The sequence below is a fragment of the Actinomadura spongiicola genome (assembly GCF_003432485.1).
Lineage (GTDB): Bacteria > Actinomycetota > Actinomycetes > Streptosporangiales > Streptosporangiaceae > Spirillospora > Spirillospora spongiicola.
The window spans coordinates 602,294-621,486 of record NZ_QVNQ01000003.1 but is presented as its reverse complement, the minus strand read 5'-3'; the positions used below and the strand labels follow the sequence as shown (position 1 = coordinate 621,486).

13 protein-coding genes are annotated in these 19,193 nt (G+C 71.2%); 6 read left to right on the top strand and 7 right to left on the bottom strand.

What is annotated here, in order from left to right; genetic code table 11:
• Positions 1 to 109: 109 nt before the first annotated feature.
• From D0T12_RS11555 to D0T12_RS11540, 4 genes are read right to left on the bottom strand one after another with little or no spacing between them, the layout of a single operon-like run.
• Positions 110 to 1,576, bottom strand: coding sequence for a glycoside hydrolase family 3 protein (locus D0T12_RS11555; protein ID WP_233525975.1), 1,467 nt, complete (start codon positions 1,574 to 1,576; stop codon positions 110 to 112).
• Positions 1,573 to 2,469 carry a carbohydrate ABC transporter permease gene (locus D0T12_RS11550; protein ID WP_199487406.1) on the bottom strand — a complete coding sequence of 299 codons (897 nt, stop codon included), beginning with the start codon at positions 2,467 to 2,469 and terminating at the stop codon, positions 1,573 to 1,575. Before D0T12_RS11550 ends, D0T12_RS11555 begins: the two co-directional genes overlap by 4 nt.
• Positions 2,466 to 3,437 (bottom strand): carbohydrate ABC transporter permease, encoded by a 972-nt coding sequence (locus D0T12_RS11545; protein WP_117399498.1) that lies wholly within the window; start codon positions 3,435 to 3,437, stop codon positions 2,466 to 2,468. The genes D0T12_RS11550 and D0T12_RS11545 overlap by 4 nt, the downstream gene beginning before the upstream one ends.
• A gap of 22 nt (positions 3,438 to 3,459) precedes the next feature.
• The gene (locus D0T12_RS11540; protein WP_117399497.1) at positions 3,460 to 4,725 is read right to left on the bottom strand and encodes an extracellular solute-binding protein; all 1,266 of its coding nucleotides are present in this window, start codon (positions 4,723 to 4,725) and stop codon (positions 3,460 to 3,462) included.
• 261 nt (positions 4,726 to 4,986) lie between these two features.
• On the opposite strand from D0T12_RS11540, the gene D0T12_RS11535 reads away from it, so the two are divergent.
• Entirely contained in the window at positions 4,987 to 6,213 is a 1,227-nt protein-coding gene (locus D0T12_RS11535) for an ROK family transcriptional regulator (protein WP_117399496.1), read from the top strand.
• 117 nt (positions 6,214 to 6,330) lie between these two features.
• Here D0T12_RS11535 and D0T12_RS37000 read toward each other — a convergent pair whose 3' ends face one another.
• Positions 6,331 to 6,462: a hypothetical protein gene (locus D0T12_RS37000; protein WP_267900395.1), complete on the bottom strand. Its 132-nt coding sequence runs from the start codon at positions 6,460 to 6,462 to the stop codon at positions 6,331 to 6,333.
• Positions 6,463 to 6,692: 230 nt separating this feature from the next.
• On the opposite strand from D0T12_RS37000, the gene secA2 reads away from it, so the two are divergent.
• The gene (secA2, locus tag D0T12_RS11530; RefSeq protein WP_117399495.1) at positions 6,693 to 9,035 is read left to right on the top strand and encodes an accessory Sec system translocase SecA2; all 2,343 of its coding nucleotides are present in this window, start codon (positions 6,693 to 6,695) and stop codon (positions 9,033 to 9,035) included.
• A 112-nt stretch (positions 9,036 to 9,147) separates the two neighbouring features.
• Here the strand turns inward: secA2 and D0T12_RS11525 are convergent, their stop codons facing one another.
• The gene (locus D0T12_RS11525; protein ID WP_117399494.1) at positions 9,148 to 13,734 is read right to left on the bottom strand and encodes an ATP-dependent helicase; all 4,587 of its coding nucleotides are present in this window, start codon (positions 13,732 to 13,734) and stop codon (positions 9,148 to 9,150) included.
• Positions 13,735 to 13,786: 52 nt separating this feature from the next.
• Here D0T12_RS11525 and D0T12_RS11520 point away from each other — a divergent pair, with 52 nt between their 5' ends.
• On the top strand, positions 13,787 to 13,981 hold the full coding sequence (locus D0T12_RS11520) for a DUF3046 domain-containing protein (protein WP_117399493.1): 195 nt from the start codon (positions 13,787 to 13,789) through the stop codon (positions 13,979 to 13,981).
• Between the two features lie 3 nt (positions 13,982 to 13,984).
• Here D0T12_RS11520 and D0T12_RS11515 read toward each other — a convergent pair whose 3' ends face one another.
• A complete protein-coding gene (locus D0T12_RS11515) occupies positions 13,985 to 14,854 on the bottom strand; it encodes an ATP-grasp domain-containing protein (protein WP_117399492.1) in 870 nt (289 codons plus the stop codon).
• Between the two features lie 240 nt (positions 14,855 to 15,094).
• Between D0T12_RS11515 and recA the strand changes: the two genes are divergently transcribed.
• The 3 genes from recA (at position 15,095) to rny (ending at position 19,190) form a co-directional block, all read left to right on the top strand.
• The gene (gene recA / locus D0T12_RS11510) at positions 15,095 to 16,201 is read left to right on the top strand and encodes a recombinase RecA (protein WP_117399491.1); all 1,107 of its coding nucleotides are present in this window, start codon (positions 15,095 to 15,097) and stop codon (positions 16,199 to 16,201) included.
• Positions 16,202 to 16,331: 130 nt separating this feature from the next.
• Positions 16,332 to 16,841, top strand: coding sequence for a regulatory protein RecX (locus tag D0T12_RS11505; RefSeq protein WP_199487405.1), 510 nt, complete (start codon positions 16,332 to 16,334; stop codon positions 16,839 to 16,841).
• A gap of 780 nt (positions 16,842 to 17,621) precedes the next feature.
• Positions 17,622 to 19,190: a ribonuclease Y gene (rny, locus tag D0T12_RS11500; protein WP_117399490.1), complete on the top strand. Its 1,569-nt coding sequence runs from the start codon at positions 17,622 to 17,624 to the stop codon at positions 19,188 to 19,190.
• Positions 19,191 to 19,193 lie beyond the last annotated feature (3 nt).

The window sequence follows — 19,193 nt, the reverse complement described above, 5'->3', positions numbered from 1 at the left end:
CGATCAGACCGCTCGGCCCCGGCACGACGCGCCCGCCGGAACCGGGCTCTGTGTCCGGCGGGCGCGTCGCGGGTTCATCAGGCGGCCTCAGGTGGCCTTCAGGCGGCCTTCAGGCGGCCGGGGTCAGCCCGAGCAGCTCGGCGGCGGCCTGGGCGTTGGCGGCGGCGGCCCCGTAGGTGGCCATGTAGACGGCGGAGCCGGGACGCCAGACGGGCAGGCCCATCTCCACGACGACGGTGTCGGGACGGGCCCGCAGCAGCGCCGTGGCGAGCGCCCGCTGGCCCGCGTGCCGGTGGGCGTCGCGCAGCACGACGACCAGGCCGCGGCCCCGGGCGCGGGCGATGGCCTGGTCCTCCGTCCCGTCCGCGCCGTCCGCGTGGATCGCGTCGGGCGCCCAGGGGCCGAGGCCCCACGGGGTCGGACCGACCGCGATGTTGCCGGTGGCCTCCGACTCGACGACGAGCGGCGCCGACTCCCAGCCGGGCAGTGAGCCCGACACGCGGATGGCGCGGCGGGCGGCCTCCAGTCCGGCGGCGCGGTCGATGACGGCGGGCGAGGGGGCGGCGAGCCACTCCTTGAGCCGCTGGGTGCGCTCGGCCGAGGCCCGCAGCCGGTCCGGGGACAGCCGCCCGGTCTGGACGGCCGCACCGATGGCGGCGAGCGTCGCCCGGAGCGTCTCGGCGTGCTCGTTCGGGCCGAGGCACAGCAGGTCGGCGCCCGCGATGAGGGCCCGCACGGACGCCTCCGGGATGCCGATCGCGCCGCTCGCGCCCTCCATGTCGAGGGCGTCGGTGACGATGACGCCCTCGTAGCCGAGCCGTTCCCGCAGGAGTCCGGTGATGGCGGCGGGGGAGAGGGTCGCCGGCACACCGCGGGTGATGGTGGGCAGGTTGAGATGCCCGGTCATCACCGCGCGGGTGCCGGCCTCGATCGCCGCCCGGAACGGGACCAGCTCGCGCCGGTCCAGCAGGTCCAGGTCGGCGTCGACGAGCGGGATCGACAGGTGGGAGTCGTCCACGGTCGCGCCGTGGCCGGGGAAGTGCTTCGCGCAGGCCGCGACGCCCGCCTCCTGCGTCCCGGTGACGGACGCGGCGGCGTGCCGGGCGACGAGGTCGGGATCGGAGCCGAACGAGCGGGTGCCGATCACCGGGTTGTCGTCGGCGGTGTTGACGTCCACCGACGGCGCGAAGTTGAAGTTGACGCCGACCTCGGCCAGCTCCGCGCCCAGGGAGCGGTAGATCCGCCGGGTCAGCTCCGGGTCGTCCACGGCGCCGAGCGCCGCGTTGCCCGGGTAGGGGCTGCCGGTCTGGTGACCGCCGAGGCGGGTGACGTCGCCGCCCTCCTCGTCGATCGTGACGAACGGGTCGCCGGCCTTGCGCATCTGCGCGGTGAGCGCGGCCAGGGACTCGGGGCTCTGCACGTTGCCGGTGAGGGCGAACAGGGTGACGCCGGCGAGGCCGGCCTCCAGTTCGTCCAGCAGCCAGCGCGGCGCGGTCGGGCCCGGGAAGGACGGGAGCAGGGTGCCGCGGGCCAGCCGGCCGAGCTCGGCCGCGGTGGTGATGTCGTCGGTCGTCACCCCTTCACCGCCCCGGCGGTCAGGCCGGACACCATACGGCGCTGGACGAGGAGGAAGAACGCGATGACGGGAATGGTGAGCAGCGTGGACGCTGCCATGATGGGCCCCCAAGCGTTGCCGCTGCGTCCGAAGAAGAACTGCAGCATGATCGGGAGGGTGTACTTGTTCTGGTCGTCGAGGAACGTGAACGCGAAGATGAACTCGTTCCACGCGGTGATGAAGGAGAAGATGCTGGTCGCCACCAGCCCGGGAGCGACCAGCGGGAGCAGGACGGTGAAGAACGTCCGGATGGGGCCGGCGCCGTCGATGGCGGCGGCCTCCTCCAGTTCGGGCGGTACCGCGGCGACGAATCCCCGCAGCATCCAGATCGCGAACGGCACGGCGAAGCCGATGTAGACGAGGGCCAGCCCGGCCAGGCTGTTCAGCAGGTCGAGCTGCTTCAGGTCGAGGAACAGCGGGATGACCAGCGCCTCCAGCGGCACCATCTGCACGATCAGCAGCATGATCAGGAAGGTGGTGCGGAACCGGAAGCGGAACCGGGCCACCGCGACGGCCGCCATCAGCGCGAGCAGGCTCGACGCCACGACGGTGACGATCGCCAGGATGGCGCTGTTGCGGAAGTACTCCCAGAAGCTGACCTCCGCGATGCCGCCGTTCAGGACCAGGTCGAAGTGGTCCAGCGTCGGGTCGGACGGGAACGGTTTCGGGGTCGTGCTGAAGATCTCGGTGTTGGGCTTGAAGGCGGTGGACGCCATCCAGAAGACCGGGAACACGGCGAGGAAGAAGACCAGCACCCCCGCGCCGTTCAGCAGGATCTTGCGCCGCAGGCGGTGCGGTCCGGCGGGACGGCGGTGGCCCGTGCCCGCCCGCCGCTTCGTGGTCGCGAACGTCATTTCGTCTCCCCCTGACGCACCATGACCCGCACGTAGAGGGCGGTGACGATGAGCAGGATCACCGTGAGCACCAGCGCGATCGCCGAGCCCATGCCGAGCTTCGGATTAAGCGAGCCGAACGCCTCGGAGTAGGCGTACAGCGACAGGTTGAACGCGTCGCGGTTCGCCATTCCGGACATGATGAACAGCTGGGTGAAGACCTTGAAGTCCCAGATGATCGACATGACCAGCAGCACGAGGAAGATCGGCTTGAGCATCGGGTAGGTGAGGCTCCAGAACGTCCGCCACGGGCCCGAGCCGTCCACCCGCGCCGCCTCGTACAGTTCGCCGGGGATGCTCTTCAGCCCGGCCAGCACGGACACGGCGATGAACGGGCACGCCTGCCACACCACGCACACCGTGAGGACGGTGTAGGTGGACAGCGGGGTGGCGAACCAGTTGTAGTCGGACCAGCCGCCGCCGACGAGGAAGTTCGGCAGCAGGTCGAGGAACCAGTTGACGACGCCGCCCGTGGAGCCGAACAGCCAGGTGAAGATGATGGCCGCGGTGACGGGCGGGGTGGCCCAGGCGACCATCACGCCGCCCGCGACGAAGGACGACATCTTCTTGCCGAGCCTGTTCAGCAGGAGCCCGATGAGCGTCCCGATGACCAGCGTCAGTGACACCGCCACGATGGCGAACAGCACGGTGTGCCGGACGGTCTGCCAGAAGAACGGGTCGTTGAGGATCTTGTCGAAGTTCTCGGTGCCGACCGGCTCCGCCGGCTCGCCGCGCAACTGGCGGTTGCCGACCTTCTGGAACGACATGATCCCGATCTGGATCATCGGCCAGAACATCAGGACGGCGATCACGATCACGGTCGGCGCGATCAGCAGGTAGGGACCGAGACGGGGCCTGCGGCGGGACCGCGCCCGGCCGGACGATCTCCGGCCGGGCGCCTTCCCCACCGCCGGTGCGGTGTCGAGCATGGACGTTCCGATCAGCCGATGACTACTGGTTCAGCAGGGTGTTGGCCTGCTCGTTCGCCTTCTTCAACTCCTCATCGGCGGACTTGCCCTGCACGATGGCCTTGAGGGCGTTCGGCAGCACCTTCTTGGCCTGCTCGAACTCGCCCCAGCCCGTGCTGATCGGCGCGAACTTGGTGTTCGTGGCGATGCTGGTGAAGGCCGCAAGCTGCGGGTCGGTGAACGCCACGTCCGAGCGCATCGACGAGAAGCCGCTGTAGTCGGCCCAGGCCTTGGCGTTCTTCGCGTTGTTGAGGACGGTGATGTAGTCGAACGCCGCCTTCTTGGCCTTGGTGTCCTTCCAGACGCCGAGGTCGGAACCGCCCGCGAGGACCGGGGCGTTGCCGCCGCTCTTGCTCGGGATCGGGAAGACGGCCCACTGGGAGGCGTCCTTGTCGGAGATCTTCTTCAGTTCCTTCAGGGACCAGCTGCCGTCGATGTACATGCCGAGCTTGCCGAGCGCGAAGTCGCGCTGCGGGCCCTCCAGCTCGTCCAGGCCGATGTACTTCTCGGGCGCGACCTTCTCCTTGGAGATGAGGCCCGCGACGAAGTTCACCGCCTCGACGGCCTGCGGCTGGTCGAGCTTGCCGACCCACTTGTCGCCCTCCTTGACGGCGACTTCGCCCCCGTTGCCCCAGATGAAGCTGAGCAGCGCGTTGGTCTGGTCGGTCGGCACCCCGATGCCGGGGACCTTCTTCTCGTCCTGGATCTTCTTCGCCGCGGCGACGAGGTCGGCCCAGTTCTTCGGCTGCTGGATGCCGAGCTCCTGGAACCAGTCCTTGCGGTGCCAGATGGCCCGGACGCCGCCGTACCACGGCACCGCGTAGGTCTTGCCGTCCGCCTGGTCGTTGGCGAGCGCCGTCTTGTTCAGCGTCTTGGAGTCGGCCCAGTCGTCGTACTCGTCGGTGATGTCGGCCAGGTTTCCCTGCTCGATGTGGGACTGGACGTCGGTGTTGCCCAGCTCCGTGACGTCGGGCCCCTCACCTCCGGCCGCCGCCTTTTGGAACGTTGTAGCCACCTGCGGCCAGGGGACGTACTTGATCTGCACGTCGGTGTTCGGGTGCTTGGTCTTGAACTCCGCTTCGACGGCGTCGAGGAACTTCGTCTGCTCCGGGGTTCCCTCGCCCATCATCCACACTTTGAGCTGCGCCGGGTCCTTGCCCGCGCCTTCCTCGCCGTCACCGTCGCCCCCGCAGGCCGTGGCGGCCAGGGCGATCGCGGCCGCGACGGCCGCAACCTTGATGTACTTCACTGGAGATCCTTTCCGGCATCGCCTCGCGCGGCCTTGTGGCCTGCGGTGCAAGGGGAGATGGCGACCCTTTAGGGTCCAGCCATGCTCCTCTTGCGGTCGCAACGCTCGCGGGCGCCCTGCTCGCCAGTCCGCGCTCTGCGCGCGCCCCCGGTCCGGGGTACCGGACCGGTCGACGCTTGGGCGTAAACTAACAAGAAACTTTCCTAAACAAAACTGCCGTTAGCGGATTGAGACACTGAAGACAATCGAGGGGTAGCCAGCATGGTCGCCAACCGCCCGGGGACGCCGAGGCTCCTGCGCGAACTCAACGATCGCGCGGCGCTGGACCTGCTCGTCCGGCAGGGCCCGCTGACCCGCGCCCAGATCGGTGAGCACACCGGTCTGTCCAAGGTCACCGCCTCCCAGCTGCTGTCCAGGCTGGAGACCCGGGGCCTGGTCTCGGTCGTCGGATCGCAGGCCGGAGGCCGTGGCCCCAACGCCGCACTGTACGCGGTCGTCCCTTCGAGCGCCTATGTCGCGGGACTCGAGGTGGGCCCGGACGGGGTCACCGCCGGCGTCGCCGACATCACCGGGCGGATCGTCGCACAGGTCACCGTCGACCCGAACGGCGCCGACGAACCGGTCAGGATGGTCCACAGCGCCGTTGTCAAAGCGTGCCGTTCCGCCAAGGTCGCGCTGTCCAAACTGAGCGCGTTCGTCATCGGCACGCCCGGTGTCGTGGACCCGCGCTCCGGCGACGTCCAGTTCTCCTTCGACCTGCCCTCCTGGCACGAGGGCGTCCTCGCCGCCCTGCGGACCGACCTGCGGCGTCCCGTGACGATCGAGAACGACGTCAACCTCGCCGCCATCGCCGAGCGCGCCTACGGCGCCGCGCACGGCGCCGACGACTTCGCCCTCGTGTGGCTCGACCGCGGCATGGGCCTGTCGGTGATGCTGGGCGGACGGCTGCACCGCGGCAGGTCCGGCGGCGCCGGGGAGATCGGCTACCTGCCCGTGCCCGGCGCGCCGCTGCCGCTCGGCGCCGCCCGCCGCGCCCCCCAGGACGAGGGCGTCACCGAGTCGACGACCTGGGGGATCCCGACTCTGGCGGGCGGCTACGGCGCGCTGGTCGGCGCGGACGCGGTCCGCGCCCTCGCCCACGAGTACGGCGTCACCGAGCCGACGGCCGTGGACTGCGTCCGCGCGGCCGCCGCCGACCCGGAGCGCGGCGGCCCGTTCCTCGACGATCTCGCCCGCCGCATCTCCTACGGCGTGACCTCGGTCAACATCGTCCTGGACCCGGGGCTCGTGGTGCTGTCGGGCAACCTCGGCCGTGCCGGCGGCCGACCGCTCGCCACCCGCATCGAGGAGATCGTCGGCCGTATCAGCCCCACCCGCCCGACCGTGGCCATGACCGAGGTGGAGGGGAACCCCGTGCTGCGCGGCGCCCTGCACGCGGCGCTGGAGCAGGCCCGCGACGACGTGTTCTCGGCGGCCGGTGCGTCCTAGACCCCGAAAGGCGGCGCGTCCCAGGCCCCGGAAACCGTCAGCGCCCCCGCCGGACGGCGGAGGCGCTCGTTGAGGGGTGTCTTGGTTGGCGGTTGCCGCTTACTCGGCGGACACTGTTTACTTGGCGGGAGCGGCGGCGACCTCTTCCCGGTGGCGCCGCGGGTCGTTCAGCGCGCGGTCGATGACCGTCCGGCTGATGATCTGCCGCTTGCGCCGGAGCGCCGCGGCCTTGCGAGCGGTAGGTGTCATGACGAACCCCGTTCCGCGGTGACGTTTCCCCTCGCCACCGCAAACCCCGTGATGACCTCATCGTCCCAAACGAGAGGCCGAGAGGGATCCGTCCAGGGAATGAATTCGAGGTCAGACCCAATGGGGAGAAGATCCGGGACGACCCGGGGATCCGCCCTGGGATCATGGTGGGAACGCAGTCCCGCACCAGCCCGTTGGGGGAGTCGTGACCGTAGAAACTAGGGGACGCCATGGCGCTGCGTGACCGGTTTCGGAGACTCGTCCAGAAGCCGGGCAGCGTCGATCTCGCGCCGTTCCGCGCCGTGGTGGCCGAGGCGGGCGAGCGGGAGACGCGCGTCCGGAAACTGACCGACGACGACCTGACCGCGGCCGCGTCCGACCTCCGCCGCGAGGAGGACCTCGCCGAACTGTGCGCCCTCGGCCGGGAGGCCGCGCGCCGCACGCTCGGTGAGCGTCCGTTCGACGTGCAGCTCGTCGGAACGCTCGCCCTGCTCTCCGGGCATGTCGCCGAGATGGCCACCGGCGAGGGCAAGACCCTGTCGGGGGCGCTGGCCGCCACCGGATACGCGCTGCGCGGCGACCGGGTCCACGTCATGTCGGTCAACGACTACCTCGCGCGCCGCGACGCCGAATGGATGGGGCCGCTGTACGAGATGCTCGGCGTTTCCGTCGCGTGGGTCGGGCAGTCGTCCACCCCCGACGAGCGCCGCGCCGCGTACCGGGCGGACGTCACCTACGCGCCCGTCAGCGAGATCGGCTTCGACCTGCTGCGCGACCGGGTCGCCACGAGCGCCGACGCCGTCGTCCAGCCCGAGCCGTCCGTCGCGCTGGTCGACGAGGCCGACTCGGTGCTGGTGGACGAGGCGATGGTGCCGCTCGTCCTCGCGGGCGCCACCGACCTCGACGGCGCCGACCCGCGGTACGCCGACCTGGTCCGTCGGCTGCGGCCCGGCCTGCACTACGCCACCGACGACGAGGCCCGCAGCGTCCAGCTCACCCCGGCGGGGGCGCAGGAGGTGGAACGCGTCCTCGGCGGCGACGACGGCCTCGACCTCTACGCGCCCGACCAGCTGCGCACCCTCACCGCCGTGAACGTCGCCCTGCACGCCGAGGTGCTGCTGCGCCGCGACGTCGACTACATCGTCCGCGACGGCGAGGTGAAGCTGATCAGCGAGTCCCGGGGACGGGTCGCGCTGCTCCAGCGGTGGCCGGACGGGCTCCAGGCCGCCGTGGAGGCGAAGGAGGCGCTGGAGGCGTCCCCGAGCGGCGAGATCCTCGACTCGATCACCGTCCAGGAGTTGATCGGGCGCTACCCGGTCCGCTGCGGCATGACCGGTACGGCGATGGCCGTCGCCGGGCAGCTCACCGAGTTCTACGGGTTGCAGATCGCCGTCGTCCCGCCGAACCGGGACTGCGTCCGCGTCGACGAACCCGACCGCCTCTACGCGACCTCCGCCGACAAGGAGGTCGCGATCGTCGAGGAGATCGCCGCCGCGCACGCCACCGGACGTCCCGTGCTGGTCGGCACCGCCGACGTCGCCGAGTCCGAACGCCTCGCGCGCCGCCTCGCCCGCGCCGGGCTCGACCGCGTCGTCCTCAACGCCAAGAACGACGCCGAGGAGGCGGCGATCATCGCCGAGGCCGGGGCGTACGGGGCGATCACCGTCTCCACGCAGATGGCGGGCCGCGGCACCGACATCCGGCTCGGCGGCAACCCGTCCGCCGCGCCCGGCACCGCCCCCGCCGACGCGTCCGGCTCCGACCACGACAGGGTCGTCGAAGCCGGCGGCCTGCTGGTCATCGGCACCGGCCGCTACCACAGCAGCCGCCTCGACGACCAGCTCAGAGGCCGCGCGGGGCGGCAGGGCGACCCCGGCGGGTCGGTGTTCTTCACCAGCCTCCAGGACGACCTCGTCACCCGGTTCGCGCCCGACGAGAAGTCGAAGGCGCCCGCCGACGACGACGGCCTCGTCACCGACAAGGGCGCGCACTGGATCGTCGGGCACGCGCAGCGCGTCGCCGAGGGCGTCGACCTCGAACTCCACCGCAACACCTGGCGCTACAACCAGCTGATCGGCCTGCAACGGCAGGAGGTCCTCGCCGAACGCGACGCCGTGCTGCGCGGCGACGCCGCCGACCGTGCCATGGCCGCGGGCGCCCCCGAACGGCACGCCGAACTCACCAAGATCGCGGGCGCGGAGGCGGTGGCCGCGGCCGCCCGCCAGATCGTCCTGTACCAGCTGGACCGCTGCTGGTCCGAGCACCTCGCCTACCTCGCCGACCTGCGCGAGGGCATCCACCTGCGGTCGCTCGGCCGGGGGCTCGACCCGCTCGTCGAGTTCAACCGGGAGGCCGTCCCGGCGGGCAAACGGCTCCTGTCCGACGCGCGGGAACGCTCGATCGCGGCGTTCGAGGCCCTCACCGCGTCCGAGGACGGCATCGACCTCGACGCCGCCGGACTCCAGCGTCCCTCGGCGACCTGGACGTACCTCGTCCACGACAACCCGTTCGGCTCCCTCGACGAACGCGCCCTGCGCGGCCTGATCACCATGTTCAAGGGCCGCCGCCGCTGACCCGCGCGACCCGCTCGAGCCCCGGTCAGGCGCGCAGGCACAGGCCGCGGGCGTGGGATGGAACCCGGCGGTCTCCAAGGCCGCCACCGGTGGTGAGCCGTGCGGGTCCTGATCAGGCGCGTAGGCGTAGGCCGCGGGGTGTGGGGTGGAAGCCGGCGGACTCCAGTGCCGCCGCCAGTGGTGAGTCGGTGATCGCGGCGCCGTCGGCACGTTCGACGGTGAGCTTGCCGAGCGCGCCCTCCCGGACGGCGAGGGCCAGCGCGTCGACCGCCGGTTGCAGGACGTCCCGGTCGTCGTCCCAGGTCAGCAGCGTCCGGCCGCCGCGTTCGACGTAGAGGACCAGCCGGCCCTCGACCAGCGCGACCAGCGCCCCCGCCTTGCGGCCCGGCCTGTGCCCGGAGGTCGTCTCGTCGCCGCGCTCCGGCCAGGGCAGCGCGGCTCCGTACGGGTTGGCGGGGTCGGCGGCTGCCAGGACGAGGGCCCGGTTCCCCGGCTTGCGGGGCGTCTCCCACAGCGCCGAGAGGTCGTCCGGCGGCGTCGCCGTCGGGCGGAGCGCGCGGAGCCGGTCGACGGCCCCGGGGAGCGCGAACTGGGCCGCGCCGAGACCCTCCACGAAGTAGCCGCGGCGGCAACGACCGGTCTCCTCGAACGCGCGCAGCACCGGGTAGACGGCGGAGAACCCGCCGGGGGTGCGTTCGGCGGCGACGGCGCCGCGGATGACGATGCCGTACCGCTCCAGCAGCGCCTCGGCCAGAGCGTGCGACCGGACGGTGACGCCCGCCTCCCGTTCGGGAAGCGGCCACCACCGGCCGGCGACGGTCGGCGGGCCCGTCCTGGACGGCAGGACGGGCCGTCCACGGCGCGTCGTCCGGGACCGGTGCGTGGGACGGCCGGACCCCAGCGCGGCGCGCAGCGGGGCCATCGTGTCGTTCGTGAGACGGCCCCCCCAGACCAGGTCCCACACGGCGGTGACCAGATCGGCGTCACCGGCCGTGACGTGCTGATTGACCCGGTCGGAGAGCGTCCGGAAGAACAGCGCGCCGCCGTCGCCCAGCGCGTCCAGGACGGCCTCGTGCACGGGCGTGAGGGTGATCTCCGCGGGTTCCGGCATGAGCAGCGGCGCGGTGTCGGCCAGGTACAGCGACACCCAGCCGTCCCCGCCCGGCAGCGCGCCCTGACCCGCCCACACGACCTCGCCCGCTGACGTCAGCTCGTCCAGCATCGCCGGGGAGTAGCCGGCGACCCGCGCCGGCAGGACCAGCGACTCCAGCGCCGACGCGGGCACCGCCGAGCCCTGGAGCTGCTCGATCGCCTGGCCGAGCGCGTCCACCCCGCGCAGCCGGGAGCCGCCGGAGATGCCGTGCCAGGCCGGCAGGAAGAGCCCGAGCGACTCCGGCGGGGACGGTTCGACCTCGGCGCGCAGCCGGGCCAGGGAACGGCGGCGGAGCGTCCGCAACACTCCCGCGTCGCACCATTCGGTGGTGAGCGGGCCGGTCACGGCCTCCACGGGCAGGAACTCGCCCTCGACGACGCGTCCCGCGCCCGACAACCGCCGCAGCGCCTCCACGACCACGGCGGCGCCGAGCCCGAACCGCGCCGCCGGGTCGCCCACCCGGAAGGGGCCGTGCGTGCGCGCGTACCGGGAGATCAGGTCGCCGAGCGGATCGGCGACCGGTTCGAGGAACGCCTCCGGAACGCCCACGGGCAGCGGCGCGCCGAGCGCGTCCCTGAGCCTCCCGGCGTCCTCCACCGCGGCCCAGTGCTCCGCGCCGGCGATCCTGACGCGGATCGCCCGCCGCGTCCCCTCCAGCTCCGCCAGCCACCGCGACGCCTGCACGAGCACGCCGTCGTCCGTCCCGTCGCCGGCGGGGAGCGTCCGCTCCGCGACCTCGGCCGTCGTGAGGGGACCGAGGATCCGCAGGAGGTCGGCGACGCCCTCCAGATCGCGGGCGCGACGATCGGCGACGAGGCGCTGGAGTTCGCCTTCGATCTCGGCGACCGCGTCCGGATCGAGCAGCTCCCGCAGATCGGCCTGGCCGAGCAGCTCGGCGAGCAGCGCGGAGTCCAGTGCCAACGCCTGCGCGCGGCGTTCGGCGAGGGGCGAGTCGCCCTCGTACATGAACGCGCCGATGTAGCGGAACAGCAGAGAACGCGCGTACGGCGACGGCTCGGGCGTCTCCACCTCGACCATGCGGACCTTGCGTCCCGCCATGTCGCGCATCAACTGCACCAGGCCCGGGACGTCGAACACGTCCTGGAGGCACTCCCGCATCGTCTCCAGGACGATGGGGAACGACGGGTACTTGCTCGCCACCGCCAGCAGTTGCGCCGCCCGCTGGCGCTGCTGCCACAGCGGCATCCGCTTGTCCGGACGGCGGCGAGGGAGGAGCAGCGAACGCGCCGCGCACTCCCGGAACCGGGCCGCGAACAGCGCCGAACCGCCCAGCTCGTCCACCACGACCCGTTCGATGTCGTCGGCGTCGAAGACGGCCAGGTCGAGCCCGGGCGGCTCGTCCATGTCGGGGATGCGGATGACGATGCCGTCGTCGGCGTGCATCGCCTGCGCGTCGACGCCGTACCGCTCACGCAGGCGGCCCGCGATGGCGAGCGCCCACGGCGCGTGCAGCCGGGCGCCCAGCGGCGAATGGACGACCACGCGCCAGTCGCCGAGTTCGTCACGGAACCGTTCGACGACCAGCGTGCGGTCGTCCGGGACGTGCCCGGTGGCCTCCCGTTGCTCGGACACGTACGACACGAGGTTCGCGGCCGCCCAGTCGTCCAACCCGGCGGCGGAGACCTGCGCGCGGGCCTCCTCGATGGGCAGCCCGGCCAACCGGCGGGTGAACGAGCCGAGGGCCCGGCCCAGCTCGGCGGGACGCCCCAGCGTGTCGCCATGCCAGAACGGCAGCTTGCCGGGCTGGCCCGGCGCGGGGGAGACGAGCACACGGTCGGGCGTGATGTCCTCGATGCGCCACGAGCTGGCGCCGAGTACGAACACGTCCCCGACCCGCGACTCGTACACCATCTCCTCGTCGAGTTCGCCGACCCGCGACGCCTTCTCACCGACGAGGAACACGCCGAACAGGCCACGGTCCGGGATCGTCCCGCCGCTGGTCACCGCGAGCCGCTGCGCCCCCGGACGGTCGCGCAGGACGCCCGTCACACGGTCCCAGACCAGGCGTGGGCGCAGCTCCCCGAACTCGTCGCTGGGGTACCGCCCGGCGAGCATGTCCAGGGTCGCCTCCAGCGCCGAACGAGGCAGCGTGGCGTAGGGCGCGGCTCGTCTGACCAGGGCCTCCAGCTCGTCGACGGACCACTCGTCCATCGAGACCATCGCGACGATCTGCTGGGCGAGGACGTCCAGCGGGTTGCGCGGGTAGCGCAGCTCCTCGATCTCGCCGCCGCGCATCCGTTCGGCCACCACCGCCGTCTGGACGAGGTCACCCCGGTACTTGGGGAAGATGACCCCCTTGGACACGGCGCCGACCTGGTGACCCGCCCGTCCGACTCGCTGGAGCCCGTTGGCCACCGACGGCGGCGACTCCACCTGTACGACCAGATCGACCGCGCCCATGTCGATGCCCAGTTCCAGGCTGGAGGTCGCCACGACCGCAGGGAGCCGCCCCTCCTTCAGAGCGTTCTCGATGCCGGCCCGCTCCTCCTTGGACACGGAACCGTGGTGCGCGCGGGCGATCTCCCGCGGCGCGCCCCTGGACGACCCCGCCTCGGCCATCATCTCCGCGGGGGAGTGGTCCTCCGGCAGGGGCCCGCCCGTGGCGCGTTCGTAGGCCAGTTCGTTCAACCGTCCGCAGAGCCGTTCGGCCAGCCGCCGCGAGTTGGCGAACACGAGCGTCGAACGGTGCGCCTCGATGAGATCGAGCAGACGGTCCTCGACATGCGGCCAGATACTGCGCTGGCGCGGATCGGCCGTCCCCGCGTCATCGACGAACCCGCCCACCTCGCCCATGTCCTCCACGGGAACGACGATGTCGAGGTCGAAGACCTTGTCGGCGCGCGGCTGGACGACCGTCGCGGGCCTCGTCCCGCCGAGGAACGCCGCCACCTCGTCGGTGGGACGGACGGTCGCCGACAGCCCGATCCGCTGCGCCGGCCGATCGAGTAGAGCGTCGAGACGTTCCAGGGACAGGGCCAGGTGCGCCCCGCGCTTGGTGCCCGCCACGGCGTGCACCTCGTCCACGATGACCGTCTCGACGCCGCGCAGCGACTCGCGCGCCCGCGACGTGAGGATCAGGAACAGCGACTCCGGCGTCGTGATCAGGATGTCGGGCGGTTTGACGGCCAGCCGCCGCCGTTCGTCGGCCGGGGTGTCGCCCGACCGCATCCCGACGCGGACGCCCGGCTCCGGCAGGTCGAGCCGCCGCGCCGCCTGGCGGATGCCCGTCAGCGGGGCGCGCAGGTTCCGCTCCACGTCCACGGCGAGAGCCTTCAGCGGCGACACGTACAGGACGCGGCAGCGCCGCAGCGGATCCTCCACGGCCGCCTCCGTGGCGAGCCGGTCGAGTGACCACAGGAACGCCGCGAGCGTCTTACCGGACCCGGTCGGCGCCACCACGAGCGTGTTGTCACCACTCGAAATCGACTCCCACGCCCCCGCCTGGGCCGGCGTGGGCGCGGCGAAGGCCCCCGAGAACCAGGCACGGGTCGCCGGGGAGAAGCGTTCGAGCACGTCACCACGCATGCACCCATACTGCCTCGCCGGTCCGACAGTCCCGGTCGGATAGCGTGGACGGGTGCGGCTCACAGTCTTCTGGGATCGAATGCGGCAGCAGTTCGGCGAGGCCTACGCCGAGAGCGTCGCCAAGGACTACGTCATGGCCGAACTGGACGGCCGCACCATCGAACAGGCCCTGGCCGACGGGGAATCCGCCAAGCGGGTCTGGCAGGCCGTCGTCGCGACCTTCGACGTCCCCTCGACTTTGCGATAGAGGTCAGTCAGGGACGGGCAGATGCGCGTACAGGTCCATCGCGTCCACCGACGACGGCAGATCACTGACCTGGCCGTCACCGACCTCCACGACCCGCCACGCGCCGTCCGTCCGGCGGGCGAGATCGGTCGTGATGAAACGGCAGCCCAGGGCGCGCACGGCCGGGGCGACCTCCGCCAGATCAGGATCGGGCTCCATGCCGGGGCTGTCCGGATGCGGCCCGATCAGGGCGGGCTCACCGTCCACCCACCACACGCGCGCCTCACCGTCACCGTCGTACTCCTCGAACTCGCGGACGACGAGCCCGCCCGCCAGGTGGTCGTCCCGGAGCGCCACCATCTTCGACGCGACGTCGTGGAGCTGGGCGAGGTTCTTCACGTCGGGGACGAAACACGCCTCCTCCCACTCGTGCTTGCACGACTTCACGTAGTCCTTGACCACGCCGGGCCCGCTTCGCAGTGGCCGGACCAGTTCCCCCAGCACGCTCAGATCGCCGGGGTCCTCACCGACCCGCAGGGGCCGCCACACACTGTGCGGGGTCAGCCCCGCGAAGGTGTCGTGCCAGCCGGGCAGCTCGTGGGCGCGCCGATAGTCGTCCGGGTGCGTGAGCAGCATCGTCCCCCGCCGCTTCAACTCGGCGGCGACGGCCGCGTACTCCTCACCCGTCAGCATCCAGCCGCGATACCAGACGGGACCCAGGTCGGCCGGCACCCCGCGCACCGCGTCGTCCAGATCGCCGCGCCGCAGGGCGTCGTGGTCGATCAGGGCGATCTCTCCGTAGTGGTCGCGGACGGCCGCGGCCTCGCGGGCGAAATGGGGGTCAACGCGCCGAGGGTGGAGCGGATCGACGCAGAAGAGAACGGTCAGCGTCATGATGGAACCCTCCGTGGACGGCGCCAGCGTACGGGGTCGAGACCATGGAGCGCACGGAGAATCCGCCCCGAATCGCCGTACCGGACGATGATCGAACCTATGTTCGGTACGCTGATGCGAGCACACCGGCGTCATCCACAGTTCCGCCGGAGTCTCGAAAGTGTCGGAGGCCCGCCGTAACGTCGCCGTCGACATCGCAAACGGCCGAGAGCCGACACCACGACGAGAAGGAAAGCTCACATGGCAGCGAACGACCGGGAGAAGGCTCTCGAGACCGCACTCGCCCAGATCGAGCGGCAGTTCGGCAAGGGTTCGGTCATGCGGATGGGCGAGGAGGCGCGCGCCCCCGTCGAGGTCATCCCCACCGGCGCGATCTCCCTCGACATCGCGCTCGGCATCGGCGGCCTGCCGCGCGGCCGTGTCGTCGAGGTGTACGGCCCGGAGGGCTCCGGCAAGACCTCCATCGCCCTGCACGCCGTGGCCAGCGTCCAGAAGAAGGGCGGCATCGCCGCGTTCGTGGACGCCGAGCACGCGCTCGACCCCGAGTACGCCGCCAAGCTCGGCGTCGACATCGACGCCCTGCTGGTCTCCCAGCCCGACACCGGCGAGCAGGCCCTGGAGATCACCGACATGCTGATCCGCTCCGGCGCGATCGACATCGTCGTCATCGACTCCGTCGCCGCGCTCGTCCCCCGCGCCGAGATCGAGGGCGAGATGGGCGACAGCCACGTCGGCCTCCAGGCCCGCCTCATGTCACAGGCCCTGCGCAAGCTCACCGGCGCCATCAACCAGACCAAGACCACCGCCATCTTCATCAACCAGCTGCGCGAGAAGGTCGGCGTGATGTTCGGCTCCCCGGAGACCACCACCGGCGGCCGGGCGCTGAAGTTCTACGCCTCCGTCCGGCTGGACGTCCGCCGTATCGAGACCCTCAAGGACGGCACCGAGGCCGTCGGCAACCGCGTCCGCGTCAAGGTCGTCAAGAACAAGATGGCCCCGCCGTTCCGCGTCGCCGACTTCGACCTGCTCTACGGCCAGGGCATCAGTCGCGAGGGCGGCCTGATCGACCTCGGCGTGGAGCACGGCTTCGTCCGCAAGTCCGGCGCCTGGTACACCTACGACGGCGACCAGCTCGGCCAGGGCAAGGAGAACGCCCGCAACTTCCTCAAGGCCAACCCCGACCTCGCCGACGGCATCGAGAAGAAGATCAAGGAGAAGCTCGGCATCGGCCCCAAGGTCGACCAGGAGGCCGACCCCGCCGCTCCCGACGCCGCCCCCGCGCCCCTGTCCGCCGCCCCGAAGCCCGCCGGGCGGAAGACCTCCAAGGCCAAGGTGGGTGATTCCTGACCAGGAATCCCTCGATGTGGGTGACTCTTGACGACGAGTAAGCGATGATCTCGTATACAGGGCGGCGGCGCCTTACCCGGCACCCCGGTGCGCGGACCTTCCCCGATGGCGCCGCCGCTCCCACGGCGACATGAACGACCCCGAAGCCCTGGCCCGCGAGACCTGCCTCCGCATGCTCGCGACGTCCCCACGCACCCGAGCCCAACTCGCCGACGCGCTCCGCCGCAAGAACGTCCCCGACGACGTCGCCGAGAACGTCCTCGTCCGCTTCGACGACGTGGGCCTCATCGACGACGAGGCGTTCGCTCAGGCCTGGGTCCAGTCCCGCCACAGGGGTCGAGGCCTCGCCAAACGAGCCCTGGCAGCCGAACTCCGCCACCGCGGCGTCGCCGAGGAGACCGTCAACGAGGCCGTCGAGTCCCTGGATCCCGCCCAGGAGGAACAGACGGCCCGCGCCCTGGTAGCCCGCAAACTCCCGTCCACCGCAGGCCTGGATCCCACCAAACGCATGCGCCGCCTGGTAGGCATGCTCGCCCGCAAGGGCTACTCCCCGGCCCTCGCCTACCGCATAACCAAAGAGGCCCTAACCAACGAGGGCGCACCCCCCGAAACCTTCCCCGACCCCCCACCCCCCGACTAACGCACCCAGACCCGACACAACAGCGCCAACCACCCCCGTAGACCCCACCGTCGCAATAAGGCACCATCCCCAAAGCGCGACGATGCCGGCCACGAGGAGACCACTCTCCGCACTACCGCAACAACAAGTTCGATCCCACAAACCCCGGCCGCGCAGCGACCTACCAGCCAAAACGCCTGCTGTAATTAACAGCTCGTCACACAAGAACCTGATCGCGCAGCGAGCCGCAAGGCGAGCCGGAGCGATGCCAGCGATCGCACCGCAGTTCACGACGATCGAGGGCCCTCCGGGCCCGAAGGAGAAGTGCACTGTCATAAACGCCTCAGCCGTCCGTGCGAGCTGACCTAAGCCCGTCTGCGCAACCCCGCGACGACCTCGGCCCCTGCGATCGCGTCCGAAGGCAGGTTCAAGCGAAGCAAGAACCTGATCGCGCAGCGAGCCGCAAGGCGAGTCGGAGCGATGCCAGCGATCGCACCGCAGTTCACGACGATGGAGGCCCTTCAGGGCCGAAGGAGGAGTGCACTGCAATAAACATTGCTTGCTCATTACCTCTATGCCGCTTACCGTTACGGCAGTGAGGAGTTACTCCGCATCTTGCGGATTGCCATACGATCGAGCACGTTCCAGCAGCTGAGAGGCATAGAGGACAGGTTCGTCGACCGGACAGGGCGGGCGGCGCGGGGCGCGGTCCGGGTGTTCGGCCGTCCGCTGGTGCGAGTAAATCCTCGTTAGGCAGGGTCCGTACTCCGGACGGGCCCGCGGCGAGGAAGGATCTGCCTCATGGAGAGCGTCCTGCTGGGCGCAGCGCTGCTGGTGACCCTGGTCGCTCTCGTGCTTGTGCTGCGGCGTCCGGGTGCGCCGGGCAGGGCCGCGGCGGAGGTGGCTCGGGCGCGGAGCGAGGCCGATGAGTTCAAGGCGGGGGTGGAGCGGGACGCCTTGGCCATCGTGGAGAAGGCGGAGCAGGAGGCGCGGCGGATCGTGGCGCGGGCGCGTACGGACGTCGAGGAGGAGGGCCGGTCGCAGCGGGAGGATCTGCGGACGGTCCGGGAGGATTTGGAGCGTCGGGAGGCGCGGCTCGCGGAGCGGGAGCAGCGGCTGGACGACGAGGTGCGGCGGTTGGAGGAGTGGTCCGGGCGGCTCGCCGAGTCGACGCGGGAGCTGGAGGCCCGTAAGGAGGAGCTCGCCGGGGTCGAGGAGGCGCGGCGCAGGGTTCTGGAGCGGGCGGCGGGGCTCACCGCGGAGCAGGCGAAGAACGAGCTGGTCGCGGCGATCGAGAACCAGGCGAAGCGGGAGTCGATCCCGATCGTGCGGGAGATCGAGAACGCGGCGCGGGCGGAGGGCGACAAGCGGGCCCGCAAGATCGTGACGTTGGCGATCCAGCGGGTCGCGAGCGAGCAGACGGCGGAGTCGGTGGTGTCGGTGTTGCATCTGCCGAGCGATGAGATGAAGGGCCGCATCATCGGTCGGGAGGGGCGCAACATCCGGGCGTTCGAGACGACGACCGGGGTGAACCTGATCATCGATGACACGCCGGAGGCGGTGCTGCTGAGCTGTTTCGACCCGGTGCGGCGTGAGGTGGGGCGGTTGACGTTGGAGAAGCTCGTCCTGGACGGGCGGATCCATCCGCAGCGGATCGAGGAGATCTACGAGCGCAGTAAGAGCGAGGTGGAGCAGCTGTGCGTCCGGGCCGGTGAGGACGCGCTGGTCGAGGTCGGCATCGGGGACATGCATCCCGAGCTGATCGCGTTGTTGGGGCAGTTGCGGTACCGGACGTCCTATGGGCAGAACGTGCTGAAGCATCTGATCGAGTCGGCGCACATCGCGGGGATCATGGCGAGTGAGTTGGGGCTGCCGGTGGAGAGCACGAAGCGGTGCACGTTGCTGCACGACATCGGCAAGGCGCTCACCCATGAGGTGGAGGGCAGCCACGCGCTGATCGGGGCGGAGATCGCGCGCCGGTACGGCGAACACGAGGACGTCGTGCACGCCATCGAGGCGCACCACAACGAGGTGGAGGTCCGGACGGTCGAGGCGGTGTTGACGCAGGCCGCGGACGCGATCAGCGGGAGCCGGCCGGGCGCGCGCAGGGAGTCGCTGGAGGCGTACGTGAAGCGGCTCGAACGGCTTGAGGAGATCGCTCGCGAAAAGCATGAGGGCGTGGAGAAGGTCTTCGCGATGCAGGCCGGACGGGAGATCCGGGTGATGGTGAAGCCCGACTCCGTGGACGACATCCAGGCGCAGGTCATCGCGCGGGACATCGCCAAGCAGGTCGAGGACGAGTTGACGTATCCCGGGCAGATCCGCGTCACGGTCGTCCGGGAGTCCCGGGCGATCGAGTTCGCGCGCTGAGGG

Bases quoted from the DNA above. Each gene is read 5' to 3' on its own strand.
- D0T12_RS11550 (WP_199487406.1), bottom strand. From the start codon at position 2,469: ATGACGTTCGCGACCACGAAGCGGCGGGCGGGCACGGGCCACCGCCGT.
- D0T12_RS11545 (WP_117399498.1), bottom strand. From the start codon at position 3,437: ATGCTCGACACCGCACCGGCGGTGGGGAAGGCGCCCGGCCGGAGATCG.
- D0T12_RS11535 (WP_117399496.1), top strand. From the start codon at position 4,987: ATGGTCGCCAACCGCCCGGGGACGCCGAGGCTCCTGCGCGAACTCAAC.
- D0T12_RS37000 (WP_267900395.1), bottom strand. From the start codon at position 6,462: ATGACACCTACCGCTCGCAAGGCCGCGGCGCTCCGGCGCAAGCGGCAG.
- secA2 (WP_117399495.1), top strand. From the start codon at position 6,693: ATGGCGCTGCGTGACCGGTTTCGGAGACTCGTCCAGAAGCCGGGCAGC.
- D0T12_RS11525 (WP_117399494.1), bottom strand. From the start codon at position 13,734: ATGCGTGGTGACGTGCTCGAACGCTTCTCCCCGGCGACCCGTGCCTGG.
- D0T12_RS11515 (WP_117399492.1), bottom strand. From the start codon at position 14,854: ATGACGCTGACCGTTCTCTTCTGCGTCGATCCGCTCCACCCTCGGCGC.
- recA (WP_117399491.1), top strand. From the start codon at position 15,095: ATGGCAGCGAACGACCGGGAGAAGGCTCTCGAGACCGCACTCGCCCAG.
- D0T12_RS11505 (WP_199487405.1), top strand. From the start codon at position 16,332: ATGAACGACCCCGAAGCCCTGGCCCGCGAGACCTGCCTCCGCATGCTC.
- rny (WP_117399490.1), top strand. From the start codon at position 17,622: ATGGAGAGCGTCCTGCTGGGCGCAGCGCTGCTGGTGACCCTGGTCGCT.